The sequence below is a fragment of the Pseudomonas sp. 910_21 genome, from assembly GCF_052850735.1.
Genome location: NZ_VXCY01000002.1, coordinates 728032 through 743847, shown reverse-complemented (window position 1 = coordinate 743847; position 15816 = coordinate 728032). Strand labels below are relative to the sequence as shown.

Below are 15816 nucleotides of genomic sequence, written 5' to 3'. Positions count from 1 at the left end.
AAAAGTAAGTCCACCGTGGCGCTACAGGCCACAGAGTTTGAGCAGTGCGGCGGTATCCAGATGATGCTCCACCAGGTCCGCCAGACGCTCGATATCGCGTTCGCGCAAGGCGTGGTAATCCACCTCCTGCACATCCTGCAGACCCGCCCAACGCAACAGTGCACCACAGGCTGTCGGAGCCTCGAACAGACCATGCAGATAGGTGCCGAGGATCTGCCCATCGACGCTGCAAGCGCCATCACTGCGACCGTCCTCCAACTGCACCGCAGGCTGCTCCAGGGCCGGGCCGCGAGTGACGCCGGCGTGAATTTCATAGCCACTGACCGGCGCAGTCTCCAGGGTCAAGCAGCCGCTGACGTTACGCAGCTGCTTCTCTGCTTCGAGCACGGTCTCAAAATCCAGCAAGCCCAGGCCCGGGCTGGAGCCCGCCGCGCCCTCCAAACCCAGTGGGTCGTGCAACTGCTTGCCAAGCATCTGCAGTCCACCGCAGATCCCCAGCAGCTTGCCGCCATAACGCAGGTGCCGGGCGATGGCCCGGTCCCAGCCGTTGGCTCGCAGATAGGCCAGATCGCCGCGTACGCTTTTCGAGCCGGGAAGAACGATCAGGTCCGCGGCGGGAATCACCTGCCCTGGGCCGATGAACTGCAAGTCCACCTGAGGATGCAGGCGCAACGGATCGAAATCCGTGTGATTGCTGATGCGCGGCAGCACCGGCACCACCACCTTCAGCACTTGATCGACCTTGCCGGCCTGGCGCTGGTCGATGCCGTCCTCCGCCTCCAGATGCAGGTCCATGACATAGGGCAGCACGCCGATCACCGGCTTGCCGGTACGCGCCTCCAGCCAGTCCAGCCCCGGCTGCAAGAGCGCCAGGTCACCGCGAAAACGATTGATGATGAAGCCCTTGACCCGCGCCTGCTCGCTGGGCGAAAGCAGCTCCAGAGTTCCCACCAGATGGGCGAACACCCCACCACGATTGATATCAGCAATCAGCAGCACCGGACAGTCCACCGCTTCGGCAAACCCCATGTTGGCGATATCGCCAGCCCGCAGATTGATCTCGGCCGGAGAGCCGGCCCCCTCCACCATCACCACCTCATAAGCGCCTCGCAGACGCTCATGGGAAGCCAGAACCGCCTGCATGGCGATGGCCTTGTAGTCGTGATAGGCCACGGCATTCATGGTGGTGACGGCCCGGCCGTGAATGATCACCTGGGAACCGGTGTCGCTGTTGGGCTTGAGCAGCACCGGGTTCATATCGGTGTGGGGCACCAGATTGGCCGCCTGGGCCTGGACCGCCTGGGCCCGTCCGATCTCACCACCATCGGCGGTCACCGCACTGTTGAGCGCCATGTTCTGCGGTTTGAACGGCACCACGCTGACGCCCCGGCGCAACAGCCAGCGACACAGGGCGGTCACTAACGTGCTCTTACCGGCATCCGAGGTGGTGCCCTGTACCATCAGCGTGCTCATGGATAGTCCTTGCGATAAGCCTGCAGCGCCTGTTCCAGGCGCGCCCAATCGGCATCGTCGGCGGGCAGGCCGAAGCGCAGACTGCTGTTGTGGGCAAACAGCCGCAGGAGAATGCCGCGCCGCGCCATGAATTGATAAAGCCGCTCGGCCTCGGCGGTGATCAGCCATTGGAACAGCGCACAGCCGCCTTGGGGCTTGAAGCCATGCTGCTCCAGGACTTCACTCAGACGCTCACTGGCCGCCTCACTGCGCAGACGTTGCCGGGCATGGCCCTCGACATCCCGCAGACAGGCCTGCCCCAGCACCCGGGTAGGTCCACTGACCGCCCAGGGGCCAACCTGCTCCGCCAACAGCCTGAGCAACCGGCGCTCGGCCAGGACAAAGCCCAGGCGTACTCCGGCCAGCCCGAAGAACTTGCCGAATGAACGCAGGACAATCAGCCCCACCTGATGGGCATGCCGGGCCAGGCTCAGTTGCGGGGTGTTATCCATGAAGGCTTCATCCACCACCAACCAGCCACCGCGCTGGGCCAAGCGGGCGTGCCAATCCAGCAGGCGCTCCGGCGTCAGGCTCAAACCGGTGGGGTTGTTGGGGTTGACCACCACCAGCACATCGAGGCTGTCGAGAAAGAAATCCACTTCCTGCTCCAGTACCTCACGCACCCGATAGCCACTGCGCCGCCAGGCCTCGGCGTGCTCGGCATAACAGGGCGACAGGACCCCAACCTTGCCCGCCCGCCGCAGCCGCGGCAGCAGTTGGATCGCCGCCTGGGAACCGGCCACCGGCAACACCTCACTCGCGCCGTAGTAGGCGCAGGCCGCTTGCTCCAGGCCATCATCGGTTTCCGGCAGGCGCGCCCAGGCACGCAGGGCAATGGGCGGCAGGGGAAATGGCCAGGGCGCCAATCCGCTGGACAGATCCAGCCAGGCCTCTTCGGCGATTCCGTGTTCCTGGGCCGCCTTGCGCAACCTTCCACCGTGCTCAAGCATAGAATTCAGCCCCCAGGCACAGAATCAACAACCACAGCCAGACACCTCGCTGCACCAACTGCCAGCCGCGATCGATGGAGTCGGCACTCGCCGGCTCGCCTTCGCCCAGTTGCGGGCGCTGGTGCAACTCACCGTGATAAATCGCTGCGCCGCCCAACTCGACCCCCAGGGCACCCGCTCCAGCCGCCATCACCGGGCCGGCATTGGGGCTGTCCCAGGTCGGGCCCTGGCGCCACCAGCATGTGAGCGCCAGGCGGGTCTTGCCCAGCAAGGCATAGGTCAGGGCCACCAGCCGTGCAGGAATGTAATTGAGCAGGTCGTCGATTCGCGCCGCCGCCCAGCCGAAACGCTCAAAACGCTCGTTGCGATAACCCCACATCGCATCCAGAGTGTTGCTCAGACGATAGAGCACCACCCCTGGCGCGCCGGCCACGGCGAACCAGAACAAGGCGGCGAACACGGCATCGCTGCCGTTTTCCAGCACCGATTCAGTGGCTGCCCGCGCCACTTCGGTGGCGTCCAGCTCACGAGTCTCACGGCTCACCAGAAAGCCGACCCGATGCCGGGCTTCATCCAGGTCGTCACTGCGCAAAGCCTGAGCCACCGGCTCGACGTGCTCGCCGAGGCTGCGAAGACCCAGGGCGCAATACAGTGCAACGATCTCCACCAGCCAACCGATGTAGGGCAGCCAGGACAGGGCCGTGGCCAACAGGGTCAAGGGCAGCACCGCCAGTACCCAGGCCGTGACCCCATGGCTGCGCCAGCCTCGGCCGGCGGCGTTGAAACGTTGCTCGATACGATCCGCCACACGGCCAAAGGCCACCAGCGGATGCCAGCGCTTGGGTTCGCCCAGCAGCGCATCCAGCGCCACCCCGGCGACACTCAGCAACGCCACACTCATTGACTCACTCCCCAGTAATTCTCATACAGCAACTCACTCAATGGCCGGGGTTGCGCCCAGCCCTGCAGCGCCAGCATCGGCGCCGGATAGAACTCGGTAACCGGTCCCAGGCACAACACGGCCAAGGGTTTGGCGCCGGCGGGTAATCCCAGCAGGTCGGCCAGGGCCTGGGGCTCGAACAGCGAAACCCAGCCCATGCCCAGGCCTTCGCTGCGGGCCGCCAGCCAAAGGTTCTGAATGGCACAGGACAGCGAGGCCAGGTCCATTTCCGGCAGGGTCCGCCGTCCAAAGACATGCCGCTCGCGCCCATCCATCAACGCCGCCACCAGCACCTCGGCACAGTCATTGATGCCTTCGACCTTGAGCTTCATGAACTCGTCGGAACGCTCCCCCAACGCCTCGGCAGTGCGCACCCGCTCCTCCTCCACCAACTGCTGGATTCGTCCACGCAGTGGTCGATCGCTGATACGGATAAAGCGCCAGGGTTGCATCAACCCGACACTGGGCGCCTGATGCGCCGCTTCCAGCAAACGCTGCAGCAGCTCGGGCGCGACACTGCCACCGGCGAAGTGACGCATATCCCGGCGTTCGGCAATGGCGCGATAAACCGCCTCACGCTCCGCCGCAGAAAACCCCTGCTCACTCACCTGCCACGCCCTCTGCAGAAGCCGGCACGAACAACGCCGCCACCGCCGCCGGATTGGACGGAAAGTAAAAGTGCACATAGGAGGCAGTCATCCGCCCATCGCGATACACCGCTTCCGCACCACGACCACCATTGGGACTGATGCCACGGGCAATCGGCTCGAGTTGCGTGCTGGTCAGGGAATGATGATAGGTGTGGCCACGCAAGCTGCCCTCCGGCAACTCCACCGCTTGCAAGGCCAGGGCCGCCAGGCGTTTTTGCATCACGGCATCGCCGGGCAGCAACCCCAAGAGATTGGCACGCAGCCCTTCGACGTCGGTCAGGGAGTCCAGCAAATACAGCATGCCACCACACTCCGCGAGCAACGGCTTGCCCGCACCATGGTGAGCACGAATAGCGCCCAGCATCGCGGTGTTTTGCGCCAGTGCCTGATGGTGCAATTCGGGGTAGCCACCGGGCAGGTACAAACTGTCCGCCTCCGGCAACTCGGTGTCATGAATCGGCGAGAAGAAGCTCAACTGCGCGCCCATGGCCCGCAACAGATCCAGGTTGGCGCCATAGGTAAAGGCAAACGCCTCATCCCGCGCTACGGCGATTCGCACACCCGCCAGCAAAGGCTCGCAGGGCTCCGGCGTGGGTGCGGCAAAGCTCACAGCCGGCGGCAGTGCCACTTGGCAACTGCTGGCCAGGGCTGCAGCGGCGGCATCAAGACGCAGGTCCAGATCATTCAGTTCGCTGGCCTGCACCAGCCCCAAATGGCGGCTGGGCAGCTCGATGCCAGTCTCCCGGGACAAGGCTCCATACCAGCGCAGTCCCTCGGTGAGGCTGCCTTCAAGCAACTGCGCGTGACGCAAGGTGCCTACCCGGTTGGCCAGCACCCCAGCGAACGGCAGGTCCGGCTGATAGCGGGCCAGTCCCAGGGCCAGCGCACCAAAGGTCTGGGCCATGGCGGTGCCATCGATCACCCCCAGCACCGGGACTCCGAAATGCCGTGCCAGATCGGCGCTGGAGGGCGTGCCGTCGAACAGCCCCATGACCCCCTCGATCAGAATCAGGTCCGCTTCGCCCGCAGCCTCCCAAAGCAAGCGGCGGCTTTCTTGCTCCCCGACCATCCACATGTCCAGCTGGTACACCGGAGCACCGCTGGCTCGCTCAAGAATCATTGGATCGAGAAAATCCGGACCGCACTTGAATACCCGTACCTTGCGCCCCTGGTTGCGGTGCAAACGGGCCAATGCCGCGGTCACGGTGGTCTTGCCCTGGCCGGAAGCCGGTGCGGCGATCAATACCGCCGGGCAATGACGAACATCGGTCATGAATTCACACTCACAGCTCAACACCTTTCTGCGCCTTGATACCGGCCTGGAACGCATGCTTGATCATGCCCATTTCAGTGACGGTATCCGCCAGCTCGATCATCTCCGGCTTGGCGCCGCGGCCGGTTACCACCACGTGCTGCATGGGGGGACGGGCCTGCAGGTCACTGAGCACCTGATCCAGATCCAGGTAGCCGTGCTTGAGGGCGATGTTCAACTCGTCGAGTACTACCAGGCCAATCTCCGGGTCGTTCAGCAGCTCCCTGGATACCGCCCAGGCCGCTTCGGCCGCAGCAATGTCGCGCTGGCGATCCTGGGTTTCCCAGGTGAAACCCTCACCCATCACGTGAAACCGCACCTGCTCTGGAAAACGCCGGAAGAACAACTCTTCGCCGGTGCTGTTACGGCCCTTGATGAACTGCACCACGCCGCACTGCATACCGTGGCCCATGGACCGCGCCAGCATGCCGAAGGCCGAACTGCTCTTGCCCTTGCCATTGCCGGTCAGCACCAGCAACAAACCACATTCGTTGGGCGAGTTGGCGATGCGCTCATCGATCACGGCTTTTTTGCGCAACATGCGCGCCAGATGGCGTTCGTCACGATCGGGGGATTCACTCATGGGGCAGCTCTCCGTTGGGGCTGGGGAACGGCGGGCAGGAAAAGAAAGAGACGGCGCTAGCCTGGCATCGCCCACCGTGATGCCGTTGGATGGATCAGGCCGGTCTCCGGGCTCATGAGGGGCATCGCTGCCGGGCTGCGCGCCTTCCCATGTCATCGACACAGTGGCATCTGGCACAGCCTTGACTCATCTACCGTTGCGGGGGCAGCGCCGGAATCGTTGCCGTGTCCATCGCTGGAACAGGCACTGACCGGCTTCCCTGTTTCACTCTGTCGACCACGGGCCACAGAGCACCTGAAACAAGTCGCGAAGGTTAGAGGGTTGGGGGTGGAGCGTCAATTAAAGCCGGCCGTCGCACATCGCACAAAACTGCACTGCATCAACAAACTGGCGCCAATCTTGTGCCACACTCAGAGCGGTGATATCAAATAGCCACATTCCGGGACCCAGGTCCTGCCACACAACAATAAGGGGTGAGTTCGATGCAAGGCATGATCATCAGCAATCCAAAGCTGGAATTCCTGCGCCCGATGCTGGAACGCTGGTTCGATTGCATTGACCGCTACAACGCAGTCCGCGGCGATAACGAAACCCCGTACTGGTTCGATGAAAAGGCCAACCTGGGATTACTCTCCGCGGCCGCCTGGATGGCGGAGATGATCAGCCTGGAACACAGCCCCAGCAAGAAGCAGCAGGAGGAAGGTGCTCGCAACGCTCGTACCGACCTGTATCTGGCCACCAAGGACGAACGCGCTTATATCCAGACCACTCAGCGCTGGCCACGGGTCAACAGCCTGCACCTGACCCAGCCATTGCTGGACATTGCCAGTGACGCCAAAAAGATCAGCTATCCCAGCGACCTGAGGCTCGGCTGCCTGTTTGTAGCCCCGCAAAAAGCCCAGCACAGCGCCTCTCCCGAAGAACTTCAGGACATGCTGGACGAGTTGCAAAAGGAGCACTGCTGCGCCGTAGCCTGGTACTTCCCCTACGCCTACCGCAAGCTGCATAACGAAAGCGGCCACTACCATCCGGGGATTGCCGTACTGTTCAAGGAGGCCCGCTGATCAGGCGGAACCATCGACTGGCTATGCTCCTCTATGACTACGACGTTCGTGCACTCATAGGGAAATCAGCATGCTCAAGCTTCAACACACCTTGCTTATCGTTATCGCCGCCGGCCTCACCGCCTGCGGCGAAACCTCCAGCCTGCAAGTCTCAGACGGCACCGGACCGAACCCCAAGCTGCCGGAACCCAATCCCACGCTGATCCCCACGGTCAATATTGCCCCTGCCATCGGCTGGCCCCAAGGCGCAAAACCCACGGCCGCAGCCGGCACCCAGGTTGCCGCCTTCGCCGAAAACCTCGACCACCCACGCTGGCTGTATGTATTGCCCAATGGCGATGTATTGGTGGCTGAAACCAATGCACCACCCAAGCCGGATGACAGTCAGGGCATTCGTGGCTGGATCGCCGGAAAAGTAATGGGCCGAGCCGGCGCAGCCGTCCCCAGCGCCAATCGCATTACCCTGTTGCGGGACCAGGATCACGACGGCGTGGCGGAAACCCGCAGCCTGTTCCTGGAGAACCTCAACTCCCCCTTCGGCATGACCCTGGTGGGCAATGATCTGTATGTGGCGGACACCGACAAGCTGCTGCGCTTCCCCTATCAGAACGGTGACACCCACATCAGCGCAGCCCCCACCAAGGTGCTCGACCTCCCCGGCGGCACACTCAACCACCACTGGACCAAGAACGTCATCGCCAGCAAGGACGCAAGCAAGCTGTATGTCACCGTCGGCTCGAACAGTAACGTTGGGGAAAATGGCCTGGATAAAGAAGAAGGCCGTGCGGCCATCTGGGAAGTGGATCGCGCCAGTGGCAAGCATCGCCTGTTCGCCACCGGCCTGCGCAACCCCAATGGCCTGGCCTGGGAGCCGGTCAGCGGAGCGCTATGGACCGCAGTCAATGAGCGCGACGAAATCGGCAGCGACCTGGTTCCGGATTACATCACCTCGGTCAAGGACGGGGCTTTTTATGGCTGGCCCTTCAGTTACTACGGGCAACACGTGGACGTGCGGGTCAAGCCACAAAATCTCGAGCAGGTGACCAAGGCAATCGCTCCGGATTACGCCGTAGGCCCACATACGGCCTCACTGGGCCTGACCTTCGCCGAAGGCAGCAAACTTCCCGCCCCCTTTACAGAAGGCGCCTTCATCGGCCAGCACGGGTCCTGGAACCGCAAGCCCCACAGCGGCTACAAGGTGATATTCGTGCCTTTCAGCGCGGGCAAACCCCAGGGACAACCAATCGACGTACTCAGCGGCTTTCTCAATGCCGATGAAAAAGCCCTGGGGCGCCCGGTCGGGGTAGTCATCGATCAGCAAGGAGGCCTATTGGTCGCCGATGATGTCGGCAACAAGATCTGGCGGGTATCCGCCGCCAAGGCGCCCTGAGTTCAGCGCTTGCGGCACAGGGTCAGGCCATCCCCCAGGGGCAGCAGTGACAAGTCGATGCGCGAGTCATCCTTCAAGGCACGATTGAGCGCCTGGATGGCTCGGGTATCCTCACTGGCGGCATTCGCCTCCAGCACTCGCCCGCTCCATAGCGTGTTGTCGAACACCGCCAGCCCCCCAACTCGCAGCAAACGCAGGGCGAACTCCAGGTAGGCCGGGTAATTGGCCTTGTCCGCATCGATAAAGATCAGATCGAAAGACTCAAGCGGGCCCGCCTGCTCCAGGCCAGCCAGGGTCTCCAGCGCAGGCGACAGGCGCAGGTCAATACGCTGGTCGACTCCCGCCTCCTTCCAGTAACGACGGGCGGTGGCATTGTAGTCACCGGGAATGTCACAACAGGTCAACGAACCGTCGTCGGGTAGCGCCTGAGCCATGCACAAGGCGCTATAGCCGGTGAAGGTCCCGACCTCGAGGATCCGGCGAGCACCGGTGAGCTTGATCAGCAGCGCGAGGAACTGCCCTTGTTCCGGCGCCACTTGCCAGCGCGCATTGGGCAGCGCCTGGGTTTCGTCACGCAAACGACGCAATAGGGGCGTCTCACGCAGTGAAACGTCCAGCAGGTACTGATAAAGGGCATCGTCGAGGTTGAGAGTACGAGCAGTCACGAGCACCTCGACAGGGAAGGCTTATGGATTGTGCGCCAGATGTTCCGGCTGCAGTACACGCTTGGCGCTCAGGTAGGCCTTCTGCCAATAGGCCTTGGACAGACTGTCGAGCTTAACGGTGCCACCTGTGGCCGGGGCGTGCACGAAACGTCCTTCGCCAACATAAATCCCGGCATGGCTGACCTGAGAACCGCCATTGGTGGCAAAGAAGATCAGGTCACCGGTCTGCAAGGCATTCTTGCCCACATCCGGCGCCTGCATGCCAATCATTTCCCGAGTCGAGCGCGGCAAGGAAATACCCGCCGCATCGCGGTAGACATAACCAATCAGACCGCTGCAATCGAATCCGGAGTCCGGAGTATTGCCACCCCAGCGATAAGGCGTGCCTACCAGGCCCAAGGCGCGAAACAGCACGTCTTCGGCAACCGGAGAAAAAGCCTGGGAGGAGTTGAATACCGGAGCACGTACCACAGGCGCCGGAGGCGGTGTACGGCTGGCGCAGGCACTGAGCAGTGCAGCGAGGGCAATAAGCGCAAAACGGGCCGAGGTCGACATAAGCTGAACAATCCTGATCGGGATGCGGCTTTCTCTGCCGTGGTACTGAAAACAAAACCGCGTAAGCAGGGCTTACGCGGTTAGTTTCAACAATAGATCAGGATTCTAGCGTCTACACGCCAAACTTCAAGTAAGACTTTAACTTCGCCCTACAAATAGTCTGCTTATTTACGTGCAGTGACTACAGTCGGCGCCATGGCGAGGGCTCGCTTGGCTTCGATGAAGGTCTTGCTCCAGTAGCTGTCACCCAGGCTATCGACCCGCACGCCGCCACTGCGACGACTGCTGGAGTGGATGAACTGATCATCCCCCAGGTAGATACCGGCGTGGCTGACGCGCCCACGGCCATTGGTGCTGAAGAACAGCAGATCACCCGGCTTGAGGTTGTTGCGTGCGACCAGAGGAGCCTTGACGTTGATCATTTCGCGAGTGGAACGCGGCAGGTTCATGCCCGCCTCTTCGCGAAACAGATAACCGATGAAACCGCTGCAATCGAAGCCGGCCTCCGAGGTACCGCCGAAACGGTAACGGGTACCGATCAAGGACATGCCGCGCTCGAGGATGCTGTCAGCCAGAACTGGCAACTGGTAAGGCTTGCTGTCAGAGAACTCTGCCAGTTCCTTTTCAGTTGCCAGCTCTTCCTGGTAAACAGCGGAAGACTGGTTTTTTGCGGAGACTTGAGCCTGTTGCACGGGCTGCTGCTGAGACACCGGTGTGTGAGAAGCGCAACCAAACAACAGGGTAACGAGTGCGAGAGGCACGAGGGGTGCGAAGCGATTTAGCATGGGCACGACCGTGGCTTGAAATAAAAGAAGACGCGACTATGCCTTCTATCGCCCTCATTTGCAAATTCAATCGATCAGAATGTGACTTATGAGTTTCTTCCGTACATCTAAGGCTTTAAGCCCATTTTAAGTTCGCCCGCCTCTGGAAACCCTTCCAAAGGTGCGTTTTCTGGCGCCTGAAATATGCCGAACGCATACCAGGGAAACTCTGCAGGCCCCGGTTTTACCAGCCTAGGGTCTCTTTCAGGAAGGGAATGGTCAGTTTGCGCTGAGCTTGCAACGAGGCCTGATCAAGACGTTCGAGCAGCTCGAAAAGAGCACTCATGCTGCGAGTGCCGCGAGTCAGAATAAAATGCCCGACTTCATCGGTCAGGTGCAGTCCACGACGGGACGCACGCAGTTGCAGGGCACGCAATTTATCTTCATCGGAGAGCGGACGCATCTGGAAGATCAGCGCCAGGGTCAGACGGGACTTCAAGTCCGCCAGCTTCACTGGCAACTCTCGGGGCGAGGTCGAGGCCGCGATCAGCAAGCGTCGGCCACTGTCGCGCAAGCGATTGAACAGATGGAACAGTGCCTCTTCCCAATCCGCCTTGCCGGCCACCGCCTGCAGATCATCCAGGCAGACCAGTTCGTACTGTTCAAGGTTGTCGAGAATCTCGATACCACGATCCAGCAACTCTGCCAGCGGCAGATAAACCGCAGGCTCCCCCAACTGCTCGAAACGCAAACACGCCGCCTGCAGCAAGTGAGTACGGCCTACGCCGTCCTTGCCCCAGAGATAGATCAGGCTTTCGGTCCAGCCGGCGTCGGCTTCGCATAGGCGCTCGACGTAGCCGAGTGCAGCGGCATTGGCGCCTGGGTAGTAGTTGATGAAGGTGGCGTCATCACGCAGACGCACACCTAGGGGCAGCTGAATCGGTTTCATGCTGACTGAACAGTTCCAAAGGAACCGTTAGTGGCCTCTGTGTAAAGTTTGCAAAGTTTATACCCGTGACGCCGAGCGCACAATGCAGCAGACCACAAGCAAAATCAAAGGTTTGCGTCAGTCGAAACGGGCTGAAGGGGATTCTTTGACAGCCTGGACAGCAGCAGGTCGATAGTCATGAAGGAACGCCCGCCCGGGGCGCCCCTAATCATCTAGCCCTTCGCCACCCTTACAGTTCGGGGTCTTCAGCACCACTGTAGAGGTCCGAGTCCTTGTACAGGTCGTGCACATGGCGTACCAGCACCATGATCACTGCCGCCACTGGCAGAGCCAGCAGCACCCCGGTAAACCCGAACAGTTCGCCACCAGCGAGGATGGCGAAGATTACCGCCACTGGGTGCAGACCAATCCGGTCCCCCACCAGCAGCGGCGTCAGCACCATCCCCTCCAGCGCCTGCCCCACCATGAATACCGCAACGATGCCGAGCATCGGGTACAGGTCGCCACCAAACTGGAACAGACCGGCAATCAGCGCCGCGCCAATACCTATGACAAAGCCCATATACGGCACGATCGCCGCCAAACCGGCAATCAGCCCAATCAACAAGCCCAATTCGAGCCCTACCAGCATCAGCCCTGCCGCATAGATCACCCCGAGAGCCAGCATCACCAGCAATTGCCCGCGGACAAACGCCCCCAGCACCTCGTGACATTCACCCGCCAGGGACATCACCCGCTCCTCGCGATTGCGCGGCAACAGGCTACGGATCTTGGCCATCATCAGGTCCCAGTCCCGCAACAGGTAGAAGCTGACCACCGGGATCAGCACCAGGTTGGCCAGCCAGCCGATCAGCGCCAGACCCGAAGCGGTGGCCTGGCTCAGCACCACACCCACAATGTCCGTGGTCTGCCCCATATGCTCGCTGATGGCAGCCTTGACCTTGTCGAACTTCCAGAAGCCATCCGCCAGCCCCAACCGGGACTGCACCCAGGGCATTGCCGAGTGCTGTACCCAGTCGAGCATCTGCGGCGCCAACTCATACAATCGCAGCAACTGCTTGGCCAGCATCGGCACCAGTACCAGCAGCAGTGTCATCACAATCAGAGTGAACAGCGCAAACACAGCCACCACGCCCCAGGTACGGGACAGCCCCCATTTTTCCAGGCGATCCACCAGCGGGTCGAACAGATAGGCCAACAACAGCGCCACCAGGAACGGACTCAGGATCGGGTGCAGCAGGTAGACCAACCCACAGACCAGGAGCACTCCACCCAACCAGACCCAACGACGCGTATCAGCCATAAACCACTCCTGCTTCTATATAGAAGGAAATCAACCTGCTACCAACGAAAGCGCAACTGCGCCTGTGTCGCCGCAGCAGCGGCTGGCGCCGAGCCTTGCGCACCTTGCACAGGCACCTGAGGCGCCAGCGCCTCACCAGCCGGAATCTCTTGCAGCTTGGCCAGGGACAACTGCGCCCGCAGTTGCTCCGCGCTGCCGTTGACCCGATAGACGACCCGGTCACCGTCGATACTCTGCAACTGCGCACCGAAAGGCTCCAAAAGGTGCCCCAAGGCTGCGTAGTGCTCCAGGGTCATGCCCTGCACTTCGAGCAACTGCTCGCTGGAAACACCAGGACGGGTAACGAAACGCGGCGCCAGACGCTGACTCACCGCAAGCAATACGCCATCCGCCAAAGCAGCGGTATCAGCCCCCTGAACGGTGCCCTGCTCTTTCTGATCGCCGAGCCACAACCGCCACTTGGCCTGCCATTGGCCGCCCTCTTCACGAGCATGTACCGCCAACAGCGCATCTGCACCATAGCGCTCAGAAGCTTCACGCAGCGGAGCCGGATCGGCGCCTTCAAGATTCGGCGCCGTCGCGACAATCTGCTCATCCAGGTCGCCAAGAGGCAAACGCAAAGGCAAGCCACGATGCTGAGCTGCTCGCCGCAGGGGCGCGGCACTGGCCTGTCCATCCCCGACCAGGCTGGAGCCCTCGGTTGAATCACTCAGCCACCAGCCAAGGATCGACGGCCGGTTGCTACCCCACAACGACAGCCCCGCCTGGCGCAGGGCACGATCGGTGCTGACCGGATCGAAGTCCACCTGCAAGCTTTCCGGCGGCCCGGCGTCATAACCATACTGGCTGATGATCTGCTGCGGGTCCTTGCGGATCGCAGCCAGACCGGGCCCTTGTGCAGCCTTGGCGTCGCCAGTGAGGCGCAGCACCAGGGTTTCAAGTGCTCGCTGGGTGGCCTGGTCGCGCTCTTCGGGCGACTGACTGCTCACCGGCTCACGCACCTGATACAAGCCATTGAGGGTTTCGGCATGACTCGCCAGGCTGACCAATGACAAACAGCCCACAAATAGAAATTTACCCAGACGCATGGAAGATTCCCGACGACAAAAAACGATTGAAACAGCACCCATGAACCGCTGCGAGCAAGGCTGTGACCACAAGCCCCGGCAAAACATTCACCCGTCGCCCGATTGTTTTCGCACTGTCATAACGATAGCCACTTGAGCGCTATACCTTATACAGGCATGGGCAGGAGCACCAACACGGCCAATCGCGGTTTTTTTAACAGGATATGCCTCTACCCGTCGGCCCGAGGATGGCCGCTGCCCCTCAAGCCTGATAAAATCGCGCGCCTTCGCAGACCGGCATCAGCTGGGCACCCTGAAACCCTTTTGCAGTGTTTCGGCAGGCTCTCTGGTTCGGTCGATACCCCTGAATCCCCCCTAAAGGCCTGGATCATGAGCAAGCAACCCTCCCTGAGCTACAAAGACGCCGGTGTAGACATCGACGCCGGTGAAGCATTGGTCGAACGCATCAAGAGCGTCGCCAAGCGCACTGCGCGCCCGGAAGTCATGGGCGGCCTGGGCGGTTTCGGCGCCCTCTGCGAAATCCCGGCCGGCTACAAACAACCTGTACTGGTTTCCGGTACTGACGGCGTCGGCACCAAGCTGCGCCTGGCCCTGAACCTGAACAAGCACGACAGCATCGGCATCGACCTGGTGGCCATGTGCGTCAACGATCTGGTGGTTTGCGGCGCCGAACCGCTGTTCTTCCTCGACTACTACGCCACCGGCAAGCTCAACGTCGACACCGCAGCCCAGGTAGTGACCGGCATCGGCGCCGGCTGCGAACTGTCCGGCTGCTCCCTGGTGGGCGGCGAAACCGCTGAAATGCCAGGCATGTACGAAGGCGAAGACTACGATCTGGCCGGCTTCTGCGTCGGTGTGGTGGAAAAGGCCGAGATCATCGATGGCTCGAAAGTCGCCGCCGGTGACGCCCTGCTGGCCCTGCCATCTTCCGGTCCGCACTCCAACGGCTACTCGCTGATCCGCAAGATCATCGAAGTTTCCGGTGCCGACATCGAAAGCATCCAACTGGACGGCAAGCCACTGACCGACCTGCTGATGGCCCCGACCCGCATCTACGTCAAACCACTGCTCAAACTGATCAAGGACACCGGCGCGGTCAAGGCCATGGCCCACATCACCGGCGGCGGTCTGCTGGACAACATTCCACGGGTACTGCCAAAAGGCGCCCAGGCAGTGGTCGACGTCGCGAGCTGGCAGCGTCCAGCGGTCTTCGACTGGCTGCAAGAGAAAGGCAACGTCGACGAGCACGAAATGCACCGCGTACTGAACTGCGGCGTGGGCATGGTCATCTGCGTCGCCCAGGACCAGGTCGAAAACGCCCTGAACGTTCTGCGTGAAGCCGGCGAGCAGCCTTGGGTCATCGGCCAGATCGCCACCGCAGCCGAAGGCGCGGCCCAGGTCGAGCTGAAGAACCTCAAGGCCCACTGATGCAAGAGCGGATGTCGCCGACCTGTGATGTTGTGGTGCTGCTGTCCGGCACCGGCAGTAACCTGCAAGCCCTGATCGACAACGCGCGGACCGACGACAGTCCGGTTCGCATCGCTGCCGTGATCTCCAACCGCGCTGACGCCTATGGCCTGCAGCGCGCCAAGGAAGCGGGTATTGCTACCCGCTTCCTCGATCACACCACCTTCGAAGGCCGCGAGGCCTTCGACCAGGGGTTGATCGAGCTGATCGATACCTTCCAACCGAAACTGGTGGTACTGGCCGGGTTCATGCGCATTCTCAGCGCTGGATTCGTCCGTCACTACCAGGGCCGTCTGTTGAATATCCACCCTTCGCTGCTACCCAAATACAAAGGGTTACACACTCATCAGCGGGCGCTGGAGGCCAAAGACACCGAGCACGGTTGCAGTGTGCACTTCGTCACCGAGGAACTCGATGGCGGGCCTCTGGTCGTACAGGCTGTGATCCCGGTAGAGTTGCACGACTCGCCGCAAAGCCTGGCGCAGCGAGTGCACGTCCAGGAACACCGGATTTACCCCATGGCCGTACGCTGGTTTGCCGAAGGTCGGCTGACGCTTGGCGATCAGGGTGCTTTACTGGATGGTCAATTACTGGCCGCCAGCGGCTATTTGATTCGAACCTAGG

16 protein-coding genes and 1 riboswitch are annotated in these 15816 nt (G+C 61.6%); of the genes, 4 read left to right on the top strand and 12 right to left on the bottom strand.

The window, feature by feature from the left end; genetic code table 11:
• Positions 1–21: 21 nt before the first annotated feature.
• The 6 genes from FW796_RS08550 to cobO are packed head-to-tail and all read right to left on the bottom strand — an operon-like array spanning position 22 to position 5947.
• Positions 22–1473, bottom strand: coding sequence for a cobyric acid synthase (locus tag FW796_RS08550; RefSeq protein ID WP_446439239.1), 1452 nt, complete (start codon positions 1471–1473; stop codon positions 22–24).
• The gene (cobD, locus tag FW796_RS08545; RefSeq protein WP_446439238.1) at positions 1470–2462 is read right to left on the bottom strand and encodes a threonine-phosphate decarboxylase CobD; all 993 of its coding nucleotides are present in this window, start codon (positions 2460–2462) and stop codon (positions 1470–1472) included. Before cobD ends, FW796_RS08550 begins: the two co-directional genes overlap by 4 nt.
• Positions 2455–3363: an adenosylcobinamide-phosphate synthase CbiB gene (gene cbiB, locus FW796_RS08540; protein WP_346632280.1), complete on the bottom strand. Its 909-nt coding sequence runs from the start codon at positions 3361–3363 to the stop codon at positions 2455–2457. Before cbiB ends, cobD begins: the two co-directional genes overlap by 8 nt.
• Complete coding sequence (gene bluB / locus FW796_RS08535) at positions 3360–4010, bottom strand: 5,6-dimethylbenzimidazole synthase (RefSeq protein ID WP_123726934.1); 651 nt, start codon at positions 4008–4010, stop codon at positions 3360–3362. The genes cbiB and bluB overlap by 4 nt, the downstream gene beginning before the upstream one ends.
• On the bottom strand, positions 4003–5325 hold the full coding sequence (locus FW796_RS08530) for a cobyrinate a,c-diamide synthase (protein ID WP_346632281.1): 1323 nt from the start codon (positions 5323–5325) through the stop codon (positions 4003–4005). The genes bluB and FW796_RS08530 overlap by 8 nt, the downstream gene beginning before the upstream one ends.
• Before the next feature lie 10 nt (positions 5326–5335).
• Positions 5336–5947, bottom strand: coding sequence for a cob(I)yrinic acid a,c-diamide adenosyltransferase (gene cobO, locus FW796_RS08525; RefSeq protein ID WP_346632282.1), 612 nt, complete (start codon positions 5945–5947; stop codon positions 5336–5338).
• Between the two features lie 80 nt (positions 5948–6027).
• Positions 6028–6260, bottom strand: a riboswitch (cobalamin riboswitch).
• Positions 6261–6429: 169 nt separating this feature from the next.
• On the opposite strand from cobO, the gene FW796_RS08520 reads away from it, so the two are divergent.
• Complete coding sequence (locus FW796_RS08520) at positions 6430–7011, top strand: hypothetical protein (protein WP_346632283.1); 582 nt, start codon at positions 6430–6432, stop codon at positions 7009–7011.
• 70 nt (positions 7012–7081) lie between these two features.
• Entirely contained in the window at positions 7082–8401 is a 1320-nt protein-coding gene (locus FW796_RS08515; protein WP_346632284.1) for a PQQ-dependent sugar dehydrogenase, read from the top strand.
• A 2-nt stretch (positions 8402–8403) separates the two neighbouring features.
• Here FW796_RS08515 and FW796_RS08510 read toward each other — a convergent pair whose 3' ends face one another.
• The 6 genes from FW796_RS08510 to FW796_RS08485 all read right to left on the bottom strand — a co-directional run bounded on the left by FW796_RS08510 (position 8404) and on the right by FW796_RS08485 (position 13725).
• Positions 8404–9066, bottom strand: coding sequence for a class I SAM-dependent methyltransferase (locus FW796_RS08510; protein WP_346632285.1), 663 nt, complete (start codon positions 9064–9066; stop codon positions 8404–8406).
• A gap of 21 nt (positions 9067–9087) precedes the next feature.
• On the bottom strand, positions 9088–9621 hold the full coding sequence (locus FW796_RS08505) for a C40 family peptidase (protein ID WP_092311761.1): 534 nt from the start codon (positions 9619–9621) through the stop codon (positions 9088–9090).
• A 164-nt stretch (positions 9622–9785) separates the two neighbouring features.
• Positions 9786–10406, bottom strand: a complete 621-nt coding sequence (locus FW796_RS08500) for a C40 family peptidase (RefSeq protein WP_102860746.1) — start codon at positions 10404–10406, stop codon at positions 9786–9788.
• 223 nt (positions 10407–10629) lie between these two features.
• Positions 10630–11334, bottom strand: a complete 705-nt coding sequence (gene hda / locus FW796_RS08495) for a DnaA regulatory inactivator Hda (protein ID WP_007898944.1) — start codon at positions 11332–11334, stop codon at positions 10630–10632.
• A 229-nt stretch (positions 11335–11563) separates the two neighbouring features.
• Complete coding sequence (locus FW796_RS08490; protein ID WP_346632286.1) at positions 11564–12637, bottom strand: AI-2E family transporter; 1074 nt, start codon at positions 12635–12637, stop codon at positions 11564–11566.
• Positions 12638–12675: 38 nt separating this feature from the next.
• Positions 12676–13725 (bottom strand): DUF2066 domain-containing protein, encoded by a 1050-nt coding sequence (locus FW796_RS08485; protein ID WP_346632287.1) that lies wholly within the window; start codon positions 13723–13725, stop codon positions 12676–12678.
• 369 nt (positions 13726–14094) lie between these two features.
• Here FW796_RS08485 and purM point away from each other — a divergent pair, with 369 nt between their 5' ends.
• Positions 14095–15153 carry a phosphoribosylformylglycinamidine cyclo-ligase gene (gene purM / locus FW796_RS08480; RefSeq protein ID WP_123726926.1) on the top strand — a complete coding sequence of 353 codons (1059 nt, stop codon included), beginning with the start codon at positions 14095–14097 and terminating at the stop codon, positions 15151–15153.
• Positions 15154–15164: 11 nt separating this feature from the next.
• Positions 15165–15815 (top strand): phosphoribosylglycinamide formyltransferase, encoded by a 651-nt coding sequence (gene purN / locus FW796_RS08475; protein ID WP_346632288.1) that lies wholly within the window; start codon positions 15165–15167, stop codon positions 15813–15815.
• Position 15816 lies beyond the last annotated feature (1 nt).

Excerpts from the sequence above, each read along its gene's own strand:
- FW796_RS08550 (WP_446439239.1), bottom strand. The coding sequence starts at position 1,473 with ATGAGCACGCTGATGGTACAGGGCACCACCTCGGATGCCGGTAAGAGC.
- cobD (WP_446439238.1), bottom strand. The coding sequence starts at position 2,462 with ATGCTTGAGCACGGTGGAAGGTTGCGCAAGGCGGCCCAGGAACACGGA.
- cbiB (WP_346632280.1), bottom strand. The coding sequence starts at position 3,363 with ATGAGTGTGGCGTTGCTGAGTGTCGCCGGGGTGGCGCTGGATGCGCTG.
- FW796_RS08530 (WP_346632281.1), bottom strand. The coding sequence starts at position 5,325 with ATGACCGATGTTCGTCATTGCCCGGCGGTATTGATCGCCGCACCGGCT.
- cobO (WP_346632282.1), bottom strand. The coding sequence starts at position 5,947 with ATGAGTGAATCCCCCGATCGTGACGAACGCCATCTGGCGCGCATGTTG.
- FW796_RS08520 (WP_346632283.1), top strand. The coding sequence starts at position 6,430 with ATGCAAGGCATGATCATCAGCAATCCAAAGCTGGAATTCCTGCGCCCG.
- FW796_RS08515 (WP_346632284.1), top strand. The coding sequence starts at position 7,082 with ATGCTCAAGCTTCAACACACCTTGCTTATCGTTATCGCCGCCGGCCTC.
- FW796_RS08505 (WP_092311761.1), bottom strand. The coding sequence starts at position 9,621 with ATGTCGACCTCGGCCCGTTTTGCGCTTATTGCCCTCGCTGCACTGCTC.
- FW796_RS08500 (WP_102860746.1), bottom strand. The coding sequence starts at position 10,406 with ATGCTAAATCGCTTCGCACCCCTCGTGCCTCTCGCACTCGTTACCCTG.
- hda (WP_007898944.1), bottom strand. The coding sequence starts at position 11,334 with ATGAAACCGATTCAGCTGCCCCTAGGTGTGCGTCTGCGTGATGACGCC.
- FW796_RS08490 (WP_346632286.1), bottom strand. The coding sequence starts at position 12,637 with ATGGCTGATACGCGTCGTTGGGTCTGGTTGGGTGGAGTGCTCCTGGTC.
- FW796_RS08485 (WP_346632287.1), bottom strand. The coding sequence starts at position 13,725 with ATGCGTCTGGGTAAATTTCTATTTGTGGGCTGTTTGTCATTGGTCAGC.
- purM (WP_123726926.1), top strand. The coding sequence starts at position 14,095 with ATGAGCAAGCAACCCTCCCTGAGCTACAAAGACGCCGGTGTAGACATC.
- purN (WP_346632288.1), top strand. The coding sequence starts at position 15,165 with ATGTCGCCGACCTGTGATGTTGTGGTGCTGCTGTCCGGCACCGGCAGT.